Source organism: Capnocytophaga sp. oral taxon 864 (assembly GCF_002998835.1).
In the GTDB taxonomy this organism is placed as follows: Bacteria; Bacteroidota; Bacteroidia; order Flavobacteriales; family Flavobacteriaceae; genus Capnocytophaga; species Capnocytophaga ochracea.
The window spans coordinates 1,748,168-1,771,490 of the sequence record NZ_CP027232.1 but is presented as its reverse complement, the minus strand read 5'-3'; the positions used below and the strand labels follow the sequence as shown (position 1 = coordinate 1,771,490).

The following is a 23,323-nucleotide window of genomic DNA, read 5'->3' as shown; positions in this document are numbered from 1 at the left end:
CGCACCTAATTATTTTGGTATTAACTGAATCTTATCAACTAAATTTTTCCAATTGTTATCCCCTTTGTATATATCTAATAAATCCTTAGGTTTTCTGGGGATATAAAAAGTAGGAAACTTAGTTTTAGCTATTCCAGAAAAAGGCTCTCCCTCTAAATACGGCGGGTAAAGCGCAAGAATAGTAACATTCTCTAACGAAGTACAGTTCGCAAACGATTTATCTCCTATCGTCTTTAAGTTCATAGTTACCGAAAGGATTGCCTTTTTCAAAACTTTACAGTTAGCAAAAGCCTCTTTCCCTATATGAGTAACTCCCGCATCTGTTAAATCTACTAATTCAAGAGTTCCACAAGACGAAAAAGCCCCATCACCTATAATACCCGTTCTTTTAAAAGTAACTTCTTTTAAGTTTCTACATTCAGCAAAAATCTGGTTAGATAACGCTTTAGTATTGGGGAGCACCACTTTTCTAATATTCGAACGATAAAAAACCCTCTCGCCAAAAACAATGTCTGAATAAGAGTTGAAGTTTACACCATCACTGAGGTTCGTTCCTGAAAAGGCATCAGAACCTATTTCTTTTAAATTGTCCGAAAAAGTAATCGCTCTTAAACTTTTAAGGTCTTTAAAAGCATTTTCGGCAATAGTATTTACTTTCCGCAAATTGCTATCCCCTTGCATATCAATAGAAATAGTACTACTATTAGTCCATTTTATTAAGGTAAGACCATCGGCACTGAGAGTGTAGTCATTAGGCGATACGTTTACCTCGTTACCGTTGTCATCGTTCTTACGACAACTCACCAAAGCAATAGCCACGAAGGCAAAAAAGAAGAATTTTCTCATTGTAAAATCATTTTTATGATGTTAAAGACGCCACAAAAGTACTAAATAAAGAACAATTAACAACGAAATATTCACAAAAAAAATACCGACTATCTTTGTAGCCGGTATCTGTATGTTTTTTCTTTTTAAAAATCAAATAAATCTAAGCTATTAGGATTTCTTCGATTGTCCCAAAAAGAAAGAATACGAATAATATTGTTTTCTACTCTGTAAAAAATAGAGTAATTATAAAATACTAAAACAGAACGGACATCTTCATATCCTTGTTCTATAGGCCAGATGTATGGATTATCAATAAGAGATTTAACTACTTTTTGTGCCTCTGTATTCAGTTTTACTGAATAAGTATTACTTTTGTTCCGTTTTTTCCAATAAACAAGAATTTCTTTCAGCTCCTCCTTTGCTTTAGGAGTCCAAACTACGACCATAATATCGCATTCATTTCTTGTTCTACATCTTCTTGAGGAATATGTAACCCTGCCTTATCTTCCTCCAAACCTTTTTGTATACTATACTTTTTCGCTTCTTTTTGTTGTTTAAGAAGGAAATCGTCTTCAGTTAAGATATTATCTATAAGCTCTGCGTCCATAGTCTTTTATGTTTTTACGTTGCAAAAATATAAAATAAAGAACAATTAACAATGAATAAAAGACAATTTTAATCACTAATCATTAACCATTAATCACTGCCTCTCTACTGATGCACTTGCACTTGTGGGAATGGTATCTCTATACCAGCTTCGTCGAAGCGGTTTTTGATAGTCTCTAAAGTACGGAATATACACCCTGCGTGCTCGGAAGTCAAGCACCAATAGCGCAGTGAAAGGTTCACCGAACTATCAGCCAATTCCTCTACATATACCACAGGCTCAGGGTCAGGCAAGGCTTGGGGCTCTTCTTTAGCAATTTGCAAAAGCACTTCGCGAGCTTTTTGAATATCCGAACTGTAACCTATGCCTACTAATACGTACACCCTGCGCTTCTCTTCCCTACTGTAATTGATAATGCTATTGCTAAAAAGTTGGGTATTGGGGATAATCGCCTGCTCGTTGTTGGCTTTGTTAAGAGTTGTAGCAAAGAGTCCAATGGTTTTTACTGTCCCTTTTTCGCCATTACCTTCAATGGTATCGCCTACGCGGAAAGGTTTAAAGATAAGAATCATTATCCCGCTTGCAAAGTTGGATAGCGACCCCTGTAAGGCTAACCCCACTGCTACAAAACCACTGGTAATAATCGCAATAAACTGAGTCGCAGGCAAACCTATCACTTGCACGATAGTAAGGAACAGAGCAATATAGAGTATCCACCGTACAACTTGCAAGAGGAATCCCTGCAAAGCCACGTCTACTCCACGGCGTACCATCAAGCCTTTAAGGAGTTTTGCAATAAACCGAATAATGTATCGCCCTATAAAATAAAGCGCAATTGCCCACAATAGTGTAGGTGCAAATTTAATAAGTCCGGTAATCCACTCTTTAATGAGTCCTTCAAAATCCGCAGTCGAAAAATCATTCATTTTTGTTTGTTTTATTTTTTAGTTTCTAAATCTCACCAGCCCCTCTCTTCTCTCTGTTCTATCTCGATTGATGCGCAAAAATACAAACTAATTCCCAACCGCCAAAATTCCCTACAACTCTCTTTTGATGTTTTTCGTTTCTCTCTGATAATTCAGGAACTCTTCAACCCTCTCCGAAAACTCCGACCAAACTCTCTTCCCATTTCACAAGGCGTAGCCTTAATTTTGTTTGATTTTTGTTTAATTTCTGAGGCACAGCCTCATTCCTCTAATTCAAGCTCGCACCTCATTTGCTAATTAGAAAGTTCGTATTTTCGGGTTATATTTTTTAATGATTTGCAAGAGATAAGACAATGTCTCGCGCGACATTGTAATCCTTGTGACTTTAGGCGATTTGATTTTTACATATAAACCATTTTTGCTATAACCCCAATCTATATCTGTGATTTTAGCAGGGTCAATTTCACGAATTGCATAGAAAATAAAGAAGTACAGTTGCTTGTTGCATAACACAAACGGCGGATTGTAGCGAGTGAGAACAAATAGACTATCTTTTACTTTTAACAGCAAGTCGAAATCACTATCGCTCATTTGTTCTACCAGCATACGCAGAGCTTTTTCGTTGCGCTTGAACACATAAGAAAGGAGGTAATACACCAAAAAGGGAATAAGTAAAGAAAGGAGGGTTTCCCCTATTATTTCATCAGGAAACAACAAGTGTAGCACCTCTACACCTTCTTGTATCATCAGCACAAGATAAAGAAACAAAGGCGCTAAAAAAATCACGATAATAATACCGGTAACCCACAAGCGGAACTTACGTACCTTTTTCAAATAAGCCTCCCGCTTTTGTGACAGTTGGTGCTGAGGACGATAAAGTGCCAAGCGCTCTTCGAATTCGTTTTTGCGCAACATCGTAAAGTACATAAAAACCAAGAGAAGCACCAACGAAATAAAACAGAGTAAATAAATTATGTCCATAATTTTAAGTAAGAGTTATTTATTTGGACTTTGTATATTGTTCAACGATTGGCAAGAAATAAGAAAACGTTGTGGGGGATAGGGTAAACATCGTTCTCTTAGGAGATTTGAGGCGTATAAAAATACTATTCTTATTATTTTCCCAATTTATCTCGATTATTTGAGTAAGGTCAATTTTTCTAATTGCATAGAAGAGAAAAATATACAACTGATTGTTACACAATACAAACGGAGGACTATACTTACTGATAGATGACAAACTATCTCTTACCTTGAGGAGTGTTTCAAAATCAGTATCACTCATTTGTTCCAAAAACATACGTTGAGCTTTTTCATTGCGCTTCAGCACATAGGTAGCAAGGTAATACGCCAGAACAATAGGTATAAGGACAAGAAGGACAAACAATATGAGTTTCTTAATTTTATTAAAGATTACCATATATACACTGCCTATTTCCTCAAAATCCTCTTTGAACATTACAAAAATCAAAATCAATAAAAGAAAAGAAAATAGCACCAGCAAAACAATAGAAGCATATTTGCGGTATTTGTGCGCCCCCTGCATATAGCTTTCACGCTTTTGTGAAAGCTGGTGAGTAGGACGGAAAAGCACTAATCGTTCTTCAAAGGCGTTTTTCCGTATTATCGTAAGGTACAGAAAGAAGCCTATAAAAATCACTAAGGGTACCAAACAGATAATGTAAACTGTGTCCATTTTTTTAGGTAAGAATTAAGAATTGCCGTATTTAGCAAAATACTCATTGATAAGCCTTTCTAATTCCTCAAAAGTGATTTTGAGTTCGCTATTGTCGATTTGAATTCCTTCAAACCTATTCCTTATCTCTTCACTTTTGATTCTGCTCAAGTAGTTTTCAGGGTGTTTGAGTTTGATATGGATGTGTATTCCATAGAATTTCATTCTGCCTATAGCAGCTATTTCGTTCCAAGGAATTTCACCTACCCATTTACCTACAAGACTCACATTGCTTTTGAGGTACTCAGGAGTGAGTATTACACCTCCTTTGCTTCTCTTTAACGATAATAGTCCTTTTATTCCCATAAAAAAGAGAATAATGGTTACTATCAATAAAACTAAAAAGAATGCTAAATAGTATAGGTTTAGGGTATCAGCTGATAAAATAAGAGCGATAACACCTGCTACACCAAGGATTATAAGAACATAAATGCCTGTGAGTTTCAGCATTTTCTTTTTGCTGAACGGAATGATGATAGTATCGTTCATTTTTTTTTATTTAGTTAATAGGTTATTTTAAAGTTTTTATTTGAGCATTAGGATTGTATTTCTCGATAATCTCTACCAAGAGAGGGTATATATTCCTATACATAGTAATTCGAATAGATTTTATCGATTTAATATGTAGAAATAATCTCCCTCCCCTAGCATAAACAAAACTTACTTCTTTTATTGTTGTAGGATCAATCTCCTCAACGGTAAGAGAAACAAATAAGTACAGCTTATCTTTACAAAGTATAAAAGGAGGAAAGTATTTGAAGAGAAATAATTCTTTTTGTACACTCTGCAATAGCCGAAAGTCGCTATCACTCATTTGTTCTAAGAGTGCTTGCTGGTTTTTTATATTTCTTTTTAAAATACGATATAGTAAATAAATAGCCAAACACTCTATTGCTATTAGAAAAATTAGAAGAAGAAAAATGATAGGAATACCAACATCAGCTAATAGAAAAGCACATATAACCATTAACGGAAAGCTAACAAACAAGCCTATAACTACGCTCGCTTTTTTGATATATCGTTCTGCACCCTTTATATATTCCCGTCTTTCGGAGGAAAGAAGGCGGGGGGTATGATAGGCTAAGCGTTTTTCGAAATTACTTTTGTACTGCACAATAAAATATACCGAAACAACTACAAGTACGAATATGAGAATGATTATGGAATTCATTGTATATATACTTTTATTTTAATTTAGAGCGAAGTTTTATTTTTTAAACCCTCAATAATAGGACTACAACAAAAAAAGAGGCTTCTCCACTGAGGAGAAGCCTCTTTGTATTATTACATTACAATATTGATAATCCTATTAGGCACTACAATTATCTTTTTAGGGGTGTTGCCTTGTAGCTGTTCTGCGGTTTGAGGATCGGCGAGGATGGCTTGCTCTATCTCTGCCACACTCATACTGGTAGCATAAGCGCGTTTGAAGCGTACTTTGCCATTGAACGATACGGGATATTCCTTACTGTCCTCTTGCAAATACTTATCCTCGTGTACGGGATAAGGTGCATAAGTTACGCTTTCAGTATTTCCAAGCCTTTTCCAGAGCTCTTCGGCGATATGTGGAGCGAAAGGTGCTACCAATACCGCAAGAGGTGTTAAAACGTCTCTATGGTGGCATTTTAGCGATGATAACTCATTCACACATATCATAAACTGACTCACCGAGGTATTGAATGAGAAATTCTCGATATCTTCATTTACCTTTTTAATCGTTTTATGCAGTGCTTTGAGCATTTCGGGTGTAGGGGCTTCATCGGTTACTTGCCAGCCATTGTCATTGAAATACAAACGCCATAGCTTGCGCAAGAAGTTATATACCCCCGAAATACCTGCTGTGTTCCAAGGTTTAGCTTGTTCCAAAGGTCCTAAAAACATTTCGTAGAGGCGCAAAGTATCCGCACCGTATTGTTCGCAAATATCATCGGGGTTTACCACATTGTATTTGGATTTCGACATTTTTTCGACTTCGCGACCTGTAAGAAAAATTTCTTTTTCATCTATATCTTCTGAGCCAAGAATTAATTCTCCTGATTTTGTAAAGAAAGAAGCGTTATTATAATCCTTTCTCCATTCTCTAAACTTCAACATATCTAACTCATCAGAAGTATCTTTAAGTAAAGAAATATCTACATGAATAGGAGTAATAATTATTGATTCAAACTCAAAATTTATAATTGAATAAGAGTCTCCAAATTTTTTTTCAATTATTTTATTTATTAATAATCTTTCGGATTCTTCTTTTAACTTACCATTTTTAGTCATAAAAGGAATATTACTATTCTCTAAAAATGCTACAAAATCTTCTAAATGATCTAAGGAAACAAATACATTAAGTGTTACTTTAAATTCTTCATATTCTTCTTTATTTTTATTTTTTAAGCTTATTTTACAAACATAAGTTGCTCTGTACGCAAAGGCACTCATTCCCAATATCATCCCTTGATTAATGAGTTTCTTAAATGGTTCTTCAGTAGGGGCAAAACCGCGGTCTTTGAGGAATTTGTTCCAGAAACGAGAGTATAACAAGTGCCCTGTGGCGTGTTCGCTACCTCCTACGTAGAGATCTACGTTTTGCCAATAATCTACTACGGCTTTGGTAGGGAAGGTTCCACGTGCGTCTTTTTCCATCATATATTCCAACCAATACCACGAAGAGCCCGCCCAACCTGGCATTGTATTCAATTCCAATGGGAATATGGTTTGGTTATCAATCAGCTCATTGCTCACTACCTTGTGGTTTACGGTATCCCACGCCCAAGTGGTCGCGTTGCCCAACGGGGGGTTACCCTCTTCGGTAGGGAGGTATTTCTCTACTTCGGGTAGGAGAATAGGGAGGTGCTCCTCGCCTATCATCTGTGGCAAGCCGTTTTCATAGTATACTGGGAAAGGTTCGCCCCAATAACGCTGACGTGAGAAGACAGCATCGCGGAGACGGTAATTCACTTTGGCTTTGCCTGCTCCTTTGGCTTCTAAGGCAGCTAACACTTTGTCAACCGCTTCGTCAAAGTTAGTGCAACCATTGAGGAAATCCGAATTTTGGTAAGTCATTCCCTCTTTGTCGGTAAAGGCGTTTTCTGAAATATCTTTATCGAAAATGTTAATCATTTCTGGCATTCCTTTAGTGCCCTTGAAGTGTTTGGCAAAGGCATAATCGCGGTCGTCGCCAGCAGGCACTGCCATAACAGCTCCCGTACCATAGCTTGCCAATACATAATCGCCTATCCAGATAGGGAGTTGTTTGCCGGTAAGTGGGTGCACGGCATACGCTCCTGTGAAAGCTCCTGATACGGTTTTGGTATCTGCCATACGGTCGCGCTCTGAACGTTTGGCAGTAGCAGCGATGTAGGCTTCTACCTCAGCGCGTTGTTCCTCATTAGTAATTTGCAATACTAAGGGGTGCTCGGGAGCAAGGGTAAGGTAAGTAACACCGAAGAGAGTATCGGGGCGAGTGGTGAAGACTGTGATAAGCCCCCGTTCCCCCGAAGGGGGACAAGCCTCAGTAGCGATGGTAGAACCTGATGCAATAGCCTTACTCAATTCCTTTTGATTAGGAAGAAAAGAAAGTTTTTCAGTGATTTGGTGAATAACTTTATCAAGGTTGTTTAATACTTCTTCATTGGTAAATCTAATTACTTCAAAACCTAATTGTTTGAGTTCTTCTGCTCTTCCTTCATCTAAACCTTGTTGAGTGTCATCAGTATGATAGCCTCCATCTACTTCAATTACTAAACGTTTAGAAAGACATACAAAATCTGCAATGAAATTGCCTATAATATGTTGTCTTCTAAACTTATCTCCTATATGTTTTGATTTTAAAGCTTCCCAAAGGACTGTTTCGGATTCAGTCATATTTTCTCTCATTTCTTTAGCTTTCTGTTCTAAGAAATGAAAATTATCTCCAGAAGTCATATAACCAAATTTTCCATCTGAAATCACTTCTGAAACCATATCTATTGTCTCATCCGCTGCATTTGCGGATTTTCCCCCTTCGGGGGATAGGGGGCTAAGCACAAAATCGATAGAGGCTCCTACTGATTTTCCTATCCAGTTGCGTTGACTTTCTTTGATGCTCTCACTCCAATCGATGGTGTCTAAGCCTTGCAAAAGGCGTTCAGCATAAGCGGTAATGCGCATACTCCATTGGGTCATCTTCTTGCGAATCACTGGGTGACCCCCACGTTCGGATACACCATTGACAATTTCATCGTTGGCGAGTACAGTTCCTAAGGCAGGACACCAGTTTACTTCGGTTTCTGCCAAGTAGGTAAGTCGGTATTTTAGTAAATGACGTTGTTTGCTTTCAGCTGTCATTGCGTGCCATTGGGCAGCAGTGAAGGTTGGGGTATCGTCGTCGCAGGCAGCATTTACCTTGCTATTGCCTTCTGTTTCAAAGAGAGCGATAAGCGTTTCGATAGGCTCTGCCTTGTCGGTTGCGTTGTTATACCACGAGTTGAACAACTGTATGAATATCCACTGGGTATGACGATAGTAGTCGGGGTCGGAAGTTTTGACCTCGCGACTCCAATCAAAAGAAAAGCCCATTTTATCTAATTGTTCGCGGTAACGGGCAATATTCTGCGCGGTAGTAACCGCAGGGTGTTGCCCTGTTTGGATAGCGTATTGCTCGGCTGGCAGACCGAAGCTATCGTATCCCTGAGGATGCAACACATTGAACCCTTTGTGACGCTTGTAGCGCGCTACAATATCGCTGGCGATATAGCCCAGCGGATGCCCTACGTGTAAACCCGCTCCTGAGGGGTAAGGGAACATATCGAGCACGTAGTACTTAGGTTTGGTACTGTTATTCTGGGCTTTGAAAGTTTGGTGTTTAGCCCAATATTCTTGCCAAAAGGCTTCTATTTCTTTGTGATTGTAAACCATTCGTCGTTAATTTGTCGATTTGCTAATTAGCAAATTAGGTATGAGCTACAAGCTCTATTTATAGTAGGCACGAGCTACAAGCTCGCGCCAACGGGAGCAAATTTGCCAATTGTGGTGCAAAGGTAGTGTATAATTAGCAAATGAGCAAATTTGGTGTGAGCTACAAGCTCTATTATAGTAGGCACGAACTACAAGCTCGCGCCAGCGGGGGGCAAATGAGGATATCTATCAAAAGGAATTCCTTCACTTCCTTTTTCCATTAAGATTTGTACTATCTTCTCTATTTTGTCAAACTTCTTCGGTTGTTTTTTGTATTTCTTCAATTCTTTTTTATAAATGGATGTAGGAATAATGGTGTACAAAAACTCTTGGCTTTCATCATCTTCATTCATCATCTTCGGATAATATGTCGTTAAACATTTCTTTAGCGTTCGTATAGCCTTTCACAAGTCCTTTTTTGTATTTTTCTACTAACATATCGCCTTCTTCAATAGCTTCAATAGTTTTTTTATTAGGTACATACTCTTCAGTAGGTTCGGATATGTGCACGGGTTTTACTATTACATTGTATTTCTTGAAGAGAGATTCAAAAATAGGCATATCAACTTCAGGAATGCTTACATTGTAATTCATCATTTTGTAATTTGTAGTTCTCATATTTCTTCTATTTTTGTGCAAAGGTATGAAGTAATTAGCAAATGAGCAAATTTAGGGATTGGCAAATGCTGAGAAGTAATAAAATAGAAATCTTTGCCAAGATTATAAAACCTTGACAAAGATGAAGAAAGTTTATGTTTTTCGATTAACTTATGTTTCTAAAAACGTGGGAGTTTTTCAGGGATAATGTGTGCTGTGTCGTACCCTGCAAAGTGTTTTAGGTAGTTTTGCAACGTAGTACCATTGCCATCGGCAAAGGCATAGCGTCCTTTTTTCTTCAAATATTTTTTTACTGATTGCGCTCCGACTAAGTGAGCTGCGGCTAATATGCCTGATTCGGTAATTTCTATACCGTTAATTTTAGTGCCTACGTATTGCTTGATTTCATTGCGCAAATACCATTTGTTGCGCTGAAGACTAAGAGTAAAAAGTCGTTCTTGTTGTTCGGGGGAATTGAGAAATTGCTGAGCGTCTTTTACTCCGTAGAACTGCAAAGCTGATTTTCCGAATTGATATTTCCCCATATAGCCAAACCTATTCACTATAAAATAATTGCCTCGTGACTCGCGGTAGGCTAAGGCTTCTTTAAAGCCTATAAAACTTTTTCCTACTTGTGGTGGATTTAAGGAAAACAGATTGGGTTCGCTTGTTATTTCTTTTGGCATAGCGGTAACCAAACGAGGTATATCTACTACAAAACTGGGCGGTACTACGGTAGTTCTCTCTTCATCACTTTTTACAGTAAAACCCAACATAAAAAATACGGCCATCATCACGGCACAATAATACCTCTTTTTTATATTTTTCATAAAAATTGTTTTCTTTAAGACTTACATCTGTTCTTCATAAGAAGTACACCTGCTTAAAATTATTTCGGGGGCAAAATTACAAAAAAAATGCCAAATGCAACTATTTTGGGTTATAATTTTATCGATAGTGCTATAAGAGTTCTCGATAGCTACCTTCTAAACATTAGTAATTACAAGGGTCGTAGCACGACGGACGAGAGAGAAATTAGAGAATTAGCAAATGAGAGAATGAGGATTCTCAGTTTATTCAACTTTGCCAAAGTTAACTTCCCATTATGCTACGACCCTACATTCCCTTCCCTTTTTTGTCATTACATTCCCCCTCTTCGAGGAGGCTAGGAGGGATGTTATCCCCTATTGCCAATGACCTAAGATCTATCGCCTGTTTCCCTTTCTTTCGCCTCGAAACCCCTTTTTCACCATTTTTTGCATCGCTGTATTATACTATGAGTCAGCTACTTATACACCCTTTCTAATACCAATCGTCCAAGATTATTCGTATAAGCTTCCTATAAGCTCTCTATAAGCTAACCCCACCCTCCTTACAGCCTTTTTTCATCAAAATTCTCTTCATTATCCTTTCGTTCTTCTTTGTTATCTTTCGAACTCCTCAACCCTCCAATTTGCTAATTTTCTCATTTCCTAATTTGCTAATTTTTTTCCTGCCCGTGTGGCTCACACAGCCTGTGCGGATCGCACCTTTGGCTCGCATCTTATCTTGATAATACATTATAGCGGCGTTTTGCAAACGCCACTATAAACAAAATTCTTCAGATAGATTCATTTTTTATTGGAATAGTTGTATCAAATTTTCTATGACTCCGAAGTTTGTTTGCTTAGCAAGAGTGCGCAATCGCTCTTTTAAGGTCAAACGCTTGCTCAACTCTCCTTTTTTACAGCGCTTCAAATCGATGAGAAGTTGCTGAATTTCTTCATATACCCTCGTTTTCCAATGTGGCTGACGTTTAGAAACAAGCTCAGGAATAGAAGGGTCAAACAAACGCAACATATCCACCGTTTGGGCAGCAAATTGAGTGTCGCGCTCATATACAAAACGCTGCGACATATTTTCTACAGGATCTTTCGTTAGAAAAAGTTCTTCGCTAAAAGTACTATAAATCTCTATTGCAAAATCCACTTTTCCCATCCATATAAGAGCATTACACAGTTTAGAAATGAGGATATCAGGAGTGTTAAATTCCTCATCAAACACGTGTAAGGGTTTGGCGCGTAGGTTGCGATGTAAAGCAGCTTCAGCCACACGAATCGCTTCTTGTTCATTGTTGTTCAAGTAAGCCAATACTACTTTGGCTATGGTATAGCGCGTTTCAGGGTAATGAAAGAAACTATCAGGATAATCTCGCCATACCGATTCGATGTATTTATCAGCTTCTTTAGTATATTTTTCTACAAGACCTTCTCCCCCCCATTTTGTACTTCAAAACACACCATAAGCAAGAAAAGAATTTTGGCATACTCTCAAGTGTTCCAAAGGTTGAGTAGCGAGATAGGTTTCAATGAGGTGTACATAACTCGCTTGTGCCATATAGTCGTAGTATGGGAACCAAGGGTAAAGCGACTGAGTGATTTTTGGGGTGTTTTTATAGCGTTCCAAAAACGAATATGCATAAGGCAAATCGTTCAAAATGATAGGAGCGTAAGCCTCGTGAGTATCACGCAGTTTAGCATCGAAAAAACTCGCGTCCGAGAAAGCAATAGTGTCGTAGAAAGAGTTGATAACCTCGCGCAGTTGTGTAGGGGTAGCAGGGGTTGTGTTGTTGCAAAAGCTCTGCCAGTCGGCAAAACCAATGTAGTTACACAGCAAGTTTAAGCTTGTAGTGCTAAGTTGTTTATCCTTGTCAATTTTTCCAAAGAAGCGGCGCAAGGTTTGGGTAGATAGACGCGTTTTTTCCGATAATTCTTCAAAGTCAGCTATAGAAGTAACCGTTTTTCCAAAGAAGCGGTTTACTTCGTTTTGTAAGCGGTTAATATGTTGTTTATAAGCGTTATCAGTAGCTAAATCATTTGTCATTTTCCACGTCAAGTATTTATAATAGGGGTGCAAATATACACAAAAAACACCAGACTGTATAAAATTGTACAGAAATCTTATACAGAATTGTACAAAATTGGACTTTCATATTTTTTGGAGCGATTATACTTTTGCCTCTGAAAAAAAAAAAATGAATGTAGGGGAAGCCGAAAACCTGATAGAGTAGGTATAAACAAAAACAAAGTGTCTATGATCACAAAAATAGATAACAATGGTAAAGTGAAATTTTATAATCCTCAAACCGGAGGCTTATGTGGTGGTATAAGTGCCATAGGTAAAGCAGTAGAAGCATCTCTTAATAGCAATGAGGAAGAAGTTCTTATTCTTTTCGAAAATGGAGATGTAAAAATCTATGCTGTGAAGTCTGGAGGACTTAAGTATTCAGTAGCTAATGCTTCGGAAAAAGTAGTAAGAGCAGTTTTTCAAGGAGATAATGTTCTTCTTACTTTTCAAAATTCTAAAATGCAATTGAGAAGTAAAACAGGTGGGATTATTAGTAATTATTAGTTCCTTTTCTAAAAAAGATACAAACTATAAAAAAATAGAATTTGTGTCTTTCTTTACCTTATTTAACGATTGTTAAAAAGAAAAAGCTATAATAACATGTTTAATATGAGTATTTTAGACCGAATAGAAGAAGATATAAAAGAGTTTTTGAATAAAGAACTAGAAGAAGAAGGGAGAGTATTCCTTAATGAATGGGATTTTCAAATGAGCTTATCCCTATTCCTAACACATATAAAAGGTTATAAAGTTCACTTAGAGTATGTTGTACCTTTAAACTTTTTGGGAAAAAAGAATAATAAGGAATATCCATTTGCTAACAAAGAAAATATCAACATTGATATTGTGATAGAGAAAGAAGGTCTTTTTTATCTTATAGAACTCAAATATAAAACTCAAAGAGCAACTATAAAATTTGAGCGATTTGGGGAAATAAATTGTGTTTCATTAAAAGACCAATCTCGCATACCTATGAGTAAATATGATTTTTGGAAAGATGTAGCTCGTTTAGAATTCCTAAAAGAAAGTTTTGAGAAAGTTAAAGGTGGACTTTGTATATTTCTAACGAATAATGAGACTTATACAAAGGGGGATAAAGGTATTTCAGAAAAATTTACTATGGAAAAAGGGGAACCTCATTCAGGTGAATTAAAATTTAAGGAAGGCGAACTTAAAGAAAAGAACCCTGCTTTTTCATTGTCAAAAGACTATCAGATAGAGAAATGGCACGAATTGACAAATGAGGAAACTAAAATAGCTTTCCACTATTGTATAGTAAGAGTTGATTAAAAATAGCAAATTGGCTAATTTCCTCATTCTCTCATTTTCTAATTTTCTAATTCTCTCATTTCTTTCGCTGGCTTTGGCTCGCACCTCATTCCTCTAACTCAAACTTGCACCCCTAGTGCCTATGGCCTAAGGCCTAAGTCCTCATACAATAAAATAGTATTAATTGGTATTATTTTTGCATACAAAAAACCATTAATAATAAAACATATGAGCAAAAATGTATCCGACCAATTGGTCGAAATGTTAGTACAAGCAGGCGTAAAAAGAGTCTATGCCATTACCGGCGATAGCCTCAACCCTGTAAACGACGCCATCCGTCGCGATGGTCGCCTTGAGTGGATACACGTCCGCCACGAGGAATCAGCGGCTTATGCTGCCTCTATGGACGCCGAACTAAACGGCATAGGCTGTTGTATGGGAAGTTCAGGACCTGGACACGTGCACCTTATCAACGGACTCTACGACGCCAACTGCTCAGGCAACCCTGTGATTGCCATTGCCAGCACCTGCGCCACCCATAAATTCGGTACCCACTGGTTCCAAGAAACCAACCCCTTCTTGCTGTTTCAAGATTGCAGTAAATACGTATATGTAGCCAATACCCCAAAACAGTTCACCACAATGATGCAACGCGCCATACAAACGGCTATCAACGAGAAAGGCGTGGCGGTGTTGGGACTCCCAGGTGATGTAGCAGGCGCCGACCTTGAAGAGGTACCTACTGCTACACAAACCTTCTTAGCAAAACCCGTAGTACGTCCTTCCGATAGTGAACTCGACAAATTATCAGCCGTATTAAACGACGCTAAAAACAAGAAAATAGCCCTTTACTGCGGTCACGGTTGTCAGTATGCGGTGAAAGAAGTAGAACAGCTTGCCGAAACCCTCAAGGCGCCTATCGTCGCTTCTTTCCGTGGCAAAATATTCTTCGACCGCACCGATAGCCCTTATATAGCGGGAATGAACGGCTTGCTCGGGCATCGTTCAGGTTATGATGCTTGCGCCAAAGCCGATGTGCTCGTAATGCTCGGCACCGATTTCCCTTATGCGGAGTTCTTACCTAAGAAAAGCACTATTATCCAAATAGATGAACGCCCCGATATCATTGGGCGTCGTGCCAAAGTAGATTACGGTTTTGCAGGCGATGTGAAAGATACCATTACCGCCTTATTACCTAAACTCACCCCTCGCACCGACGATAGTTTCCTCAAAGACATTCACAAAGAGTATTTGGATCTCGAAAAATCATTGGACGATTACACCAAAAAGAAAACCGAAGAGAACCAAATAGACCCCGAATATGCGGCTAAACTTTTGGATAAATACGCCGCCAACGATTCTATTTTCACCGTCGATACAGGTATGAATGTAGTCTGGGCAGCGCGCTTTATCAAAGGTACGGGCAAACGTTACCTCACTGGTTCGTTCAACCACGGTTCTATGGCAAACGCCCTCCCAATGGCAATTGGGGCAGCAGCTTCCTCCAAAGGCAGACAAGTGGTAGCAATGTGTGGCGATGGCGGGCTATCAATGCTCTTGGGCGATTTGGCTACCCTGATGCAATACCAATACCCTGTGAAAATATTTGTGTTCAACAACCGTTCGCTCGCAATGGTAAAACTCGAAATGGAAGTATCGGGCTACCTCGATTGGCAAACCAATATGGTAAACCCACCTTTCGACAAACTCGCCGACCTGATGAACATCAAAGGCTATGAAGTGCGCAAAACCGAAGACCTCGAAGCCACCGTAAAAGCAGCTTTCGAGCACGACGGGCCTACTTTGGTGAATATCTACACCAATCGCGATACCTTAGCGATGCCTCCTCATATCACTTTTGAACAGATGAAAGGTTTTGCGACCAACATCATCAAGAAGATAGGTCAAGGTGACTTTGCAGAAGCCAAAGGCAGTATTGCCAACAGTATGAAACACATCAAGGACGTTTTTTAGATTTTAATTTTGATAATAAAAAAGTCGCTAAGCATCTCGCTTAGCGACTTTTTTTCTTGTATTTACTGTGTTACTCTCATTTTTTCAATTCTTAGCCTTGTATCTCAAACGCACAATCCTTGTCCTAAAATCCTACAACCCTTGAATAAGAATTTGCCCATAAAAAATTATTGCCAGAATTTTGCACCGTAAAAACTTGATAAGGAGAAAAGCCGAAAGACAAAAGGTAAATATAAAGTCGACGCCTTTTATTTTTTAGGTTTTAACCCCTTATCTAAAAAATCAATCATTATGGCAAAAAGTAAAAATAATGTAGTAACCGAAGGATTGAGCGGTATGTTAGCTCGCCAAATCGTATTCCGCCAACGCGCAGGACAAATCATCGTAGGGAAAGCCCCCGTTCGCTCTCAGAAAGCAAGCCAAGCTCAACAGCTACATCAGCAAAGGTTTGCTCGAGCAGCTTTCTATGCTAAAAGCGCTTTGCAAAATAGTGCACTTAAGCAAAGCTATGCCGAGGAAGCTAAAAAGCGTCCAGGTACCACCCCCTATAATATGGCAATTGCCGATTATCTTAAAGCTCCTGTGATTGACGCGGTAGATACCTCAAACTATACAGGTTCCGTTACCGGAGAAAAGATTGTCGTACAAGTGTCCGACACTTTTAAAGTAACAGGCGTGAAAGTGAAAATCACCGACCACGATGCTACACTTGTAGAGGAGGGGAATGCTACCTTCCAAGAAGGTAAGTGGGTGTATACCACCACTGTGGTAAACGCTTCTCTTACCGGCGATAAGGCAATAGTAACAGCCACCGACCGTCCTGCCAATGTTACCACTAAGGAATTTATTCTTTAAAGTGAGTAACAACAAGAAAGGTAAAGCCAACAGAACTGGCTTTACCTTTTATCTTTTACCTTAAAATCACCCTTATTACAAAATAATTCGTATCTTTGCATCGCTTGTTATCTTTTACCTAAAAAAATTATTATGGAACATTCACACCACGGTCACGACCATCATCACCACGGTCACGACCACCATCATCACCACGGTCACGACCACCATCATCACACCGTAACTGACCTCAGTACTCTCAATCGTGCCTTCTACATAGGCATTGGGTTGAATCTGCTCTACACAATTATTGAGTTTGCAGTAGGCTTTCGCGTCGATTCCTTAGCACTTATTTCCGATGCAAGTCATAATTTAAGCGATGTTGCCAGTTTAGTGATTTCACTTATCGGTATGAAACTCACCCATCGCACCGCTAATCAGCTCTATACCTATGGCTACAAAAAAGCATCTATTCTCGCATCGCTCATCAATGCGGTACTACTGATGTACATTGTGATAAAAATCTTTATCGAAGCCTTCGAGCGTCTTGCTAATCCACCCGAAATGGTAGGTTCAGCAATTATGCTTACAGCTTTTATAGGAGTAATAATCAATGCAGTTTCAGCATTCCTATTCTACAAAGGACAGAAGACAGATATCAATGTCAAAGGAGCTTTTCTGCACCTAATGCTCGATGCTTTGGTATCGGTAGGGGTAATTATCTCAGGGGCAATTGTATATTTTACCGGTTGGAACTTAGCCGACCCTATCAGTAGTTTTATGGTAGGTATCGTGATTCTGTTCTCCACTTGGGGATTGCTCAAAGAAAGTGTAAAACTCATCTTAGATGGAGTGCCTCACGACATCGATAAGGAGCATATACAGCACCTTATAGAAGAGCACCCAATGATAGAGAGCGTACATCACTTGCATATTTGGGCGCTCAGTAGTTCACAGAACGCTCTTACGGCTCATATTGTACTGAAAGAGTGTATTACGCTTAAAGAATTTATGAATATTAAAGCCGAGTTAAAGCACAAGCTCTCACACGAAGGGATTACCCACAGCACTTTTGAAATAGACACCGATAATTGCCACTGCGAAGAAGAAAAATGTAATTAATACCACAATGCTAATAGCCTAAACAAACAATAAACTACTCTATAAAATCACTATTTATTACCAGTATTATCGGCATTATTGGCATTACTGGTATTAGAAAGGATTCCGCCACTAAGGGCAAACTCCATTGCTTTTTGGGAAGAGAAACCTTCGGCAGGCTTTATGTTATCTTTAGAAGTAACAATCACCCAACCAGAAATAGCATACGAATGCGGAAGATAAACACTTACCATTTCGCTGAGTTCAGCAAAATCCATAGAAGGTTGGGTAAGGAACCCAATGCGCCATATTTCGGGCGCTTCATTCACTTTTACCCATACCGGATTAGTAAGCTTGCGTTTGTCACCTACAAAAGAAGCTAAAATATCTTTAATAGAAGAATAAATAACCTTTACACCGGGAATATGAGCTACTAAATAATCTAATAGTCCCACGAACAGTTTCCCTAAAATCAGTCGACTACCAATAAAACCAATAATAGCAGTACCAAGTAAAACCAAAGCAAAAACTAACCCTGGGTAAGCCTTTGAGATATCAGGTACAAGGTTATCTACACTCTTGAATATCGACCAAATAATCCAGATAGTAGCACTCAGCGGACCTATGATAAGTATCCCTTGAAAAAAGTATTTGATAAAGGTACTGAAATAATTCTTTGACATATATTTTATTACTAAAAAATAGAAGTATGTGTTTGTGCGGTAAACTCTTCTAAGAACTTCATTCCTCTATACGAATTCCCTTTGTTATTAAGTTTCGGACTCCATACCGCAATGCTATATTGATTAGGCAAAAGAGCTACAATACCGCCTCCTACACCGCTTTTACCTGGTAGCCCCACCTTAAAAGCAAACTCCCCCGACTCATCATAGAAACCGCACGTTTGCATCAAAGCGTTTACCCGTTTAGTACAAGTTTCAGTAAGGATTTGAACTCTATCGTGCATACGGATACCATCGTTGGCAAGAAACGAGAAGATATATGCCATCGATTTGCAAGTAAGCTCTAATGAACAGAGCTTGAAGTAGAAATTGAGTACCTCAATAGGGTCATTCTCTATGTTCCCTAATGATTTGATATAATAACATAAGGCAAAATTACGATATCCTACTGATTTCTCCGACTCGGCTACTAATATAGAGTAATTTATACTATCATCATTAGCTAATTCTCTTACAAAAGTTAAGAAATCGGCTTCAGCATCTTCCAAGATAGAGAGGAGAATATCACAAACTACAATAGCCCCTGAATTGATAAGAGGGTTACGTGGAATACCGTTATCGGCTTCTAACTGTATTAATGAATTGAATGAAGTGCCCGAAGGTTCTACGTCTACACGTCGCCATAGTTGGTCGCCTATAATACTATACGCTAACGAAAGCGCTAATACCTTAGAAATACTCTGTGCTGAAAACTTTTCATCGCAATCACCAATCCCATACGATTGTTTATTGAGGCTATAAAAATATACTCCAAACTTATCGGGGTTCACTTGTGCCAATTCTGGGATATAAGTAGGAACTTTACCTAAATTATCAGCAGATAAAACAGATTGGTATATAGTGTCAATTATTTTAGAATATTTCATATGTATTTATTGTGGATTGTTCGTTCTAATGATTTTGATTTGCTTGATGCGTTTCTTGTCAAAAGCCTCTACAATGAATTTATAGTTGCCAAAGAGGATAGGTGTTCCTTTCTGAGGAAAGTTGCCCGAAATCTCCAAGAGAAAGCCTGCAAGCGTTTCGGCGTCACCGCGATTTTCGTCAAATAGAGCCTCTTCTTCATCAGTAAATTCAAGAATGCGATAGAAGTCCTTTAAAACCGTTTTTCCTTCAAAAATAAAGACATTATCATTGATTTTGAAGTGTGTTACATCTTCATCGTCAAACTCATCGTTGATATTTCCCACAATTTCTTCTATGATATCCTCTAAGGTAATCACTCCACAAGTACCACCGTACTCATCTACTACAACAGCGAGGTGTATCTTCTTCTCTTGAAACTCGCTCAACAAATCGTCTAATTTCTTGTTTTCGGGAACGAAGAAAGCATTGCGTTTCACACTATTCCAGTCGAAATCAGTTTTGTCTAAATGTGGCAATAGATCTTTGATATAAATTACCCCTGTGATATGGTCTAAATTCTCGTGGTATACGGGAATGCGTGAATAGCCTATCGCCACGATTTCGTTTAGCAACTCCTGATATGAGAGCTCTTCGCTGAGAGCAAAGATATCTACACGGGGTACCATCACTTCGCGGGTTTCAGTATTACCAAAAGAGACAATACCCTCTAATATCTTCTTTTCCTCGTTGGTGGTATCTTCTTCGGAGGCAAGTTCTAAGGCTTGCGAGAGTTGTCCTACTGAAATATTGCTTTTCTGTTTGCCCAATTTCTTTTGTATCCATACGGTAAAGTTTTTCATCGGCATACTGATGGGCGTAAAGAAGGTGTCGAGAGAATAGATGAAGTAAGCTATGCGCCGTGAAAACAAAATATTGTTGCGATTGGCATAGATTTTAGGCAGAATTTCACCGCAGAGCAAAAGCACGAAGGTAACCAGACCTACATCGAGTACTGCCCGCACCCAAGGAGTTTTAATTCCTCCGAAGAGGAAGTCGCCTAAATCGGCAAAGAGGAGTACGATAGTGATGTTTGCCAAGTTATTGGCAATAAGTACCGTTGCCAATAGCTTTTTAGGATTCTCTGCGAGCTTGGCTATAATATCGCCAGTAGGCGTTTTTTCTTCTTTGAGTGTTTCAATCTCAGCAGGAGTAAGCGAAAAGAGAGCTACCTCAGCTCCTGAGATAAGAGCAGAGCAGAATAATAATAGTATAAACACTGCAAATTGAATAACGATACCCACGTCAATGCTTAAGAAAGGCATTAATGAGAGTACCGACAAAGGTTCTGTTTCCAAAATATTATTATTTCGTTACACATTTAGAAAGGAGGCTCCGTGCTTACGGGCGGTTCAGGAGCCTTAGGTTCAGCTGTTTTAAGAGCTGGTTTAGGTTGCCCATCACGTTTAGGATTTGGTAGAAAAGTTACATCGGAAGCGTGGATTTCAGTTGTTTGGCGCATCACGCCGTCTTCCGTTTGCCATTTACGTGTTTTGATGCGCCCTTCGACATAGATAAGGTCGCCTTTGTGAGTGTATTTCTCTACGAGTTCTGCCAGCTTGTTGCGTACGATAACAGTATGCCATTCGGTACTGCTAATGCGCTCGTTGGTAGCGCGATTGGTATACTCATCATCAGTGGCTAAGGGGAACTGACCAATGCAGTTACCTTCGCTGAAATAGGTAAGCTTTACAACATCTCCCATACGACCTATGAGAATAACTTTATTTAAAGTTCCGTTCATTGATATATATAAATATAAAGTTGATAATCTAAATATTCTCCAAAAGTACGACAAAATTTTAAAACTACCAAAATTTGGTAATGAAATTTGCAGTGAGAGCTGATACGGGATAGCTGTGTATATCGGCGATAAGTATGCTATTATCAAGGAGTTCAGTGGTGGTAACTATCCAAAAAGAAGTATAAATATGCTGGTGGGTGAGTTTGTGGATTACAGGCATTTCGTTATACAAACTCACGGTAGCAGAGGGTAAGATAGAGGCTATTTCTTCGGTAGTAGCAGGAGCGTGAGTTTCGAGTAGAGGAAACTCATAGAGCCCGTGCCAGATATCTTTGCCTTTGCGCTTTTGCAAAAGGGTTTGTCCGTAAGGATTGAGCCATACGAGATAGTTGAAATAGCGTTTTTTTATAGTGATTTTCTTGATTTTTACGGGTAGGACGTCTACTTGCTGATGATGAAAAGCCCAACAGTGGTCACGTAATACACAATTTGCACAATCGGGACTCTGGGGAGTGCACTGCAAGGCTCCGAACTCCATTAGGGCTTGGTTATAAGTACCGGGGTTGTGCTTGTCTAAACATTCGTAAGCTAATGCTTTGAACTCTTTGGCACCTTGTGGGCTGTTAATAGGTGTTGCAACACCAAAAAGACGAGAGAGCACACGGTATACATTACCATCGACTACGGCACAAGGTTCGTTATAACAAAAGGAAGCTATGGCACTTGCGGTATAATCGCCTATACCTTTGAGTTTTACAAGTTCTTTATAGGTTTTGGGGAAGACACCTCCCAATTCAGTAGCGATATATTGCGCTGTGTGGTGTAGATTCTTAGCGCGCGAGTAATAGCCTAAGCCCTGCCATAGTTTGAGCACTTCTTCTTCGGGGGCATTGGCTAAATCGGTGACAGTAGGGTACCGACTGATAAAACGCTGGTAGTAAGGCAGACCTTGCACTACGCGCGTTTGCTGTAAAATTACTTCGGAGAGCCACACCTTATAGGGATTAGTGGTGCCACGCCAAGGCAAAGACCTTTGCGCAACTTTATACCAAGAAATTAGTTTGTTGATGAGCCAATCTGTCAATTTGTGAATTTGCTAATTAGATAACTACGGCAGTGCCGCTAACAGTAACCATTAGCATACCGCCGTTAGCGCCTACGGTTTCATAATCGAGGTCGATGCCAACGATCGCATTAGCACCTTTTTGGGCAGCACGTTGTTGGAGTTCAGCAAGGGCAGAATCTTTAGCTTCGATAAGGACTTTTTCGTAGGTAGAGGAGCGTCCGCCAAAGAAGTCGGTAAGTCCAGCCATAAAATCTTTAATAGCATTTGCTCCGATGATAGTTTCACCGGTAACGATACCTAAATACTGTTTGATAGGTTGTCCTTCGATAGTGGGGGTTGTTGTTAAAATCATAGTGTTAAATTGTTAAAGATAGTACCTTTATTTTGTGAGCGATTAATTCTAAAACTGTATTCCGCTAAATATCGGTCTATATTAAATTCTGATACTCAAGAATACATACCTCGTATCTAAGACTTTTCTTGGTGTATTTCCTTTCTCTTTTTCCTCCTATGGTAAATTCATCAACCTAAACGCTATCATTCAATTTGTGCAAATCACTAGATTTCATAGCTTCGCGGACTTTTTGCATAAAATAGTGTTCCTGCAGTAGGACTTTCTGTATCAAATCCATAAAAATCTTTTCTGACTTAATATTTTTTATGACTACATTTGCTACAGCAATATTCTTCTTTCCATTTTAAAAAAGCTACTTAGGCTTGTTCATACTTATCATTCCAAAGCCTAACATAGGAATATCTTTTAAAATAAAGAAATCAGTAACGGGAACTCCTTCTATATAGTAATAGGTTTTAGCAGAAGTAAAAAGAAAACTCAAAGTAATAAGAAAAGTAATTGTACAACCTACAAAGGCTAATTTACGCACTATGGGAGAGAATATCCCTATTATCAGTGCTACTGCTATAGCTATCTCTATTACGCCTATGAGATTGGAAACTCCTTGCAAACTTAGAATTTTATAAAGCCATGATAGCAGGAAACTTTGTTCTACCAAGGATTTAATTCCCTCTGCCTCAGCATGTGTAAACTTGAATGCGCCTATCCAAAGTAGAATAGTTGCCACTCCAAAAAGACTGATGTAATACCCTATTTTGTAACATAGGGAGATGCTACTATTTTTCATTTCTTGCGATTTATTATATTGCAAAGTTACAATTTTTTTAAG

Annotated in this window: 26 protein-coding genes and 1 pseudogene; 5 read left to right on the top strand and 22 right to left on the bottom strand. The window is 38.8% G+C overall.

Going from position 1 to position 23,323, the window contains the following annotated elements:
- Nucleotides 1-9 precede the first annotated feature (9 nt).
- The 14 genes from C3V44_RS07860 to C3V44_RS12310 form a co-directional block, all read right to left on the bottom strand.
- Nucleotides 10-846: a leucine-rich repeat domain-containing protein gene (locus C3V44_RS07860; RefSeq protein WP_106096093.1), complete on the bottom strand. Its 837-nt coding sequence runs from the start codon at nt 844-846 to the stop codon at nt 10-12.
- Nucleotides 847-971: 125 nt separating this feature from the next.
- The gene (locus C3V44_RS07855) at nt 972-1,274 is read right to left on the bottom strand and encodes a type II toxin-antitoxin system RelE/ParE family toxin (protein ID WP_106096092.1); all 303 of its coding nucleotides are present in this window, start codon (nt 1,272-1,274) and stop codon (nt 972-974) included.
- Nucleotides 1,265-1,435, bottom strand: a complete 171-nt coding sequence (locus C3V44_RS07850) for an antitoxin (protein ID WP_106096091.1) — start codon at nt 1,433-1,435, stop codon at nt 1,265-1,267. The genes C3V44_RS07855 and C3V44_RS07850 overlap by 10 nt, the downstream gene beginning before the upstream one ends.
- Nucleotides 1,436-1,539: 104 nt before the next feature.
- A complete protein-coding gene (locus C3V44_RS07845; protein WP_106096090.1) occupies nt 1,540-2,361 on the bottom strand; it encodes a mechanosensitive ion channel family protein in 822 nt (273 codons plus the stop codon).
- Nucleotides 2,362-2,658: 297 nt separating this feature from the next.
- Nucleotides 2,659-3,342 carry a hypothetical protein gene (locus C3V44_RS07840; protein WP_016478441.1) on the bottom strand — a complete coding sequence of 228 codons (684 nt, stop codon included), beginning with the start codon at nt 3,340-3,342 and terminating at the stop codon, nt 2,659-2,661.
- Between the two features lie 19 nt (nt 3,343-3,361).
- Nucleotides 3,362-4,057 (bottom strand): hypothetical protein, encoded by a 696-nt coding sequence (locus C3V44_RS07835; protein WP_106096089.1) that lies wholly within the window; start codon nt 4,055-4,057, stop codon nt 3,362-3,364.
- A 15-nt stretch (nt 4,058-4,072) separates the two neighbouring features.
- On the bottom strand, nt 4,073-4,585 hold the full coding sequence (locus tag C3V44_RS07830) for an STM3941 family protein (protein ID WP_016478443.1): 513 nt from the start codon (nt 4,583-4,585) through the stop codon (nt 4,073-4,075).
- Nucleotides 4,586-4,607: 22 nt separating this feature from the next.
- Nucleotides 4,608-5,267 carry a hypothetical protein gene (locus C3V44_RS07825; RefSeq protein WP_016478444.1) on the bottom strand — a complete coding sequence of 220 codons (660 nt, stop codon included), beginning with the start codon at nt 5,265-5,267 and terminating at the stop codon, nt 4,608-4,610.
- Between the two features lie 113 nt (nt 5,268-5,380).
- Entirely contained in the window at nt 5,381-8,983 is a 3,603-nt protein-coding gene (locus C3V44_RS07820; RefSeq protein ID WP_106096088.1) for a class I tRNA ligase family protein, read from the bottom strand.
- A 188-nt stretch (nt 8,984-9,171) separates the two neighbouring features.
- The gene (locus C3V44_RS07815) at nt 9,172-9,378 is read right to left on the bottom strand and encodes a hypothetical protein (protein WP_254425417.1); all 207 of its coding nucleotides are present in this window, start codon (nt 9,376-9,378) and stop codon (nt 9,172-9,174) included.
- Nucleotides 9,368-9,640, bottom strand: a complete 273-nt coding sequence (locus C3V44_RS07810) for a flagellar motor switch protein FliM (RefSeq protein WP_164996610.1) — start codon at nt 9,638-9,640, stop codon at nt 9,368-9,370. Before C3V44_RS07810 ends, C3V44_RS07815 begins: the two co-directional genes overlap by 11 nt.
- Nucleotides 9,641-9,798: 158 nt before the next feature.
- Nucleotides 9,799-10,449, bottom strand: a complete 651-nt coding sequence (locus C3V44_RS07805) for a hypothetical protein (protein WP_009411537.1) — start codon at nt 10,447-10,449, stop codon at nt 9,799-9,801.
- A 787-nt stretch (nt 10,450-11,236) separates the two neighbouring features.
- Nucleotides 11,237-11,749, bottom strand: coding sequence for a hypothetical protein (locus tag C3V44_RS12315; protein WP_254425416.1), 513 nt, complete (start codon nt 11,747-11,749; stop codon nt 11,237-11,239).
- Between the two features lie 138 nt (nt 11,750-11,887).
- Nucleotides 11,888-12,481, bottom strand: coding sequence for a hypothetical protein (locus C3V44_RS12310; protein WP_254425415.1), 594 nt, complete (start codon nt 12,479-12,481; stop codon nt 11,888-11,890).
- Between the two features lie 210 nt (nt 12,482-12,691).
- On the opposite strand from C3V44_RS12310, the gene C3V44_RS07795 reads away from it, so the two are divergent.
- The 5 genes from C3V44_RS07795 to C3V44_RS07775 all read left to right on the top strand — a co-directional run bounded on the left by C3V44_RS07795 (nt 12,692) and on the right by C3V44_RS07775 (nt 17,704).
- On the top strand, nt 12,692-13,009 hold the full coding sequence (locus tag C3V44_RS07795; RefSeq protein WP_106096087.1) for a hypothetical protein: 318 nt from the start codon (nt 12,692-12,694) through the stop codon (nt 13,007-13,009).
- 105 nt (nt 13,010-13,114) lie between these two features.
- Nucleotides 13,115-13,795, top strand: a complete 681-nt coding sequence (locus tag C3V44_RS07790; protein ID WP_129588183.1) for a hypothetical protein — start codon at nt 13,115-13,117, stop codon at nt 13,793-13,795.
- 207 nt (nt 13,796-14,002) lie between these two features.
- On the top strand, nt 14,003-15,748 hold the full coding sequence (locus C3V44_RS07785; protein ID WP_106096085.1) for a thiamine pyrophosphate-dependent enzyme: 1,746 nt from the start codon (nt 14,003-14,005) through the stop codon (nt 15,746-15,748).
- A gap of 291 nt (nt 15,749-16,039) precedes the next feature.
- Entirely contained in the window at nt 16,040-16,603 is a 564-nt protein-coding gene (locus tag C3V44_RS07780) for a hypothetical protein (RefSeq protein ID WP_106096084.1), read from the top strand.
- A 132-nt stretch (nt 16,604-16,735) separates the two neighbouring features.
- The gene (locus C3V44_RS07775; RefSeq protein ID WP_106096083.1) at nt 16,736-17,704 is read left to right on the top strand and encodes a cation diffusion facilitator family transporter; all 969 of its coding nucleotides are present in this window, start codon (nt 16,736-16,738) and stop codon (nt 17,702-17,704) included.
- Between the two features lie 50 nt (nt 17,705-17,754).
- Here the strand turns inward: C3V44_RS07775 and C3V44_RS07770 are convergent, their stop codons facing one another.
- The 8 genes and pseudogenes from C3V44_RS07770 to C3V44_RS07735 form a co-directional block, all read right to left on the bottom strand.
- Nucleotides 17,755-18,366, bottom strand: coding sequence for a DUF502 domain-containing protein (locus C3V44_RS07770; RefSeq protein ID WP_106096082.1), 612 nt, complete (start codon nt 18,364-18,366; stop codon nt 17,755-17,757).
- A gap of 11 nt (nt 18,367-18,377) precedes the next feature.
- Complete coding sequence (locus C3V44_RS07765; RefSeq protein ID WP_009418159.1) at nt 18,378-19,292, bottom strand: glutaminase; 915 nt, start codon at nt 19,290-19,292, stop codon at nt 18,378-18,380.
- Between the two features lie 6 nt (nt 19,293-19,298).
- Nucleotides 19,299-20,594, bottom strand: a complete 1,296-nt coding sequence (gene gldE / locus C3V44_RS07760; RefSeq protein WP_009411525.1) for a gliding motility-associated protein GldE — start codon at nt 20,592-20,594, stop codon at nt 19,299-19,301.
- 56 nt (nt 20,595-20,650) lie between these two features.
- Nucleotides 20,651-21,073 carry a single-stranded DNA-binding protein gene (locus tag C3V44_RS07755; RefSeq protein ID WP_002674608.1) on the bottom strand — a complete coding sequence of 141 codons (423 nt, stop codon included), beginning with the start codon at nt 21,071-21,073 and terminating at the stop codon, nt 20,651-20,653.
- Between the two features lie 64 nt (nt 21,074-21,137).
- Nucleotides 21,138-22,157: an A/G-specific adenine glycosylase gene (gene mutY / locus C3V44_RS07750; protein WP_106096081.1), complete on the bottom strand. Its 1,020-nt coding sequence runs from the start codon at nt 22,155-22,157 to the stop codon at nt 21,138-21,140.
- Nucleotides 22,158-22,173: 16 nt separating this feature from the next.
- Entirely contained in the window at nt 22,174-22,491 is a 318-nt protein-coding gene (locus C3V44_RS07745; protein WP_106096080.1) for a heavy metal-binding domain-containing protein, read from the bottom strand.
- A pseudogene (locus tag C3V44_RS12305) lies at nt 22,488-22,586 on the bottom strand (IS1595 family transposase); the annotation flags it as partial. The pseudogene C3V44_RS12305 and the gene C3V44_RS07745, both read right to left, overlap by 4 nt.
- A 260-nt stretch (nt 22,587-22,846) precedes the next feature.
- A complete protein-coding gene (locus tag C3V44_RS07735) occupies nt 22,847-23,281 on the bottom strand; it encodes a DUF417 family protein (RefSeq protein ID WP_106096079.1) in 435 nt (144 codons plus the stop codon).
- Between the last annotated feature and the right edge of the window lie 42 nt (nt 23,282-23,323).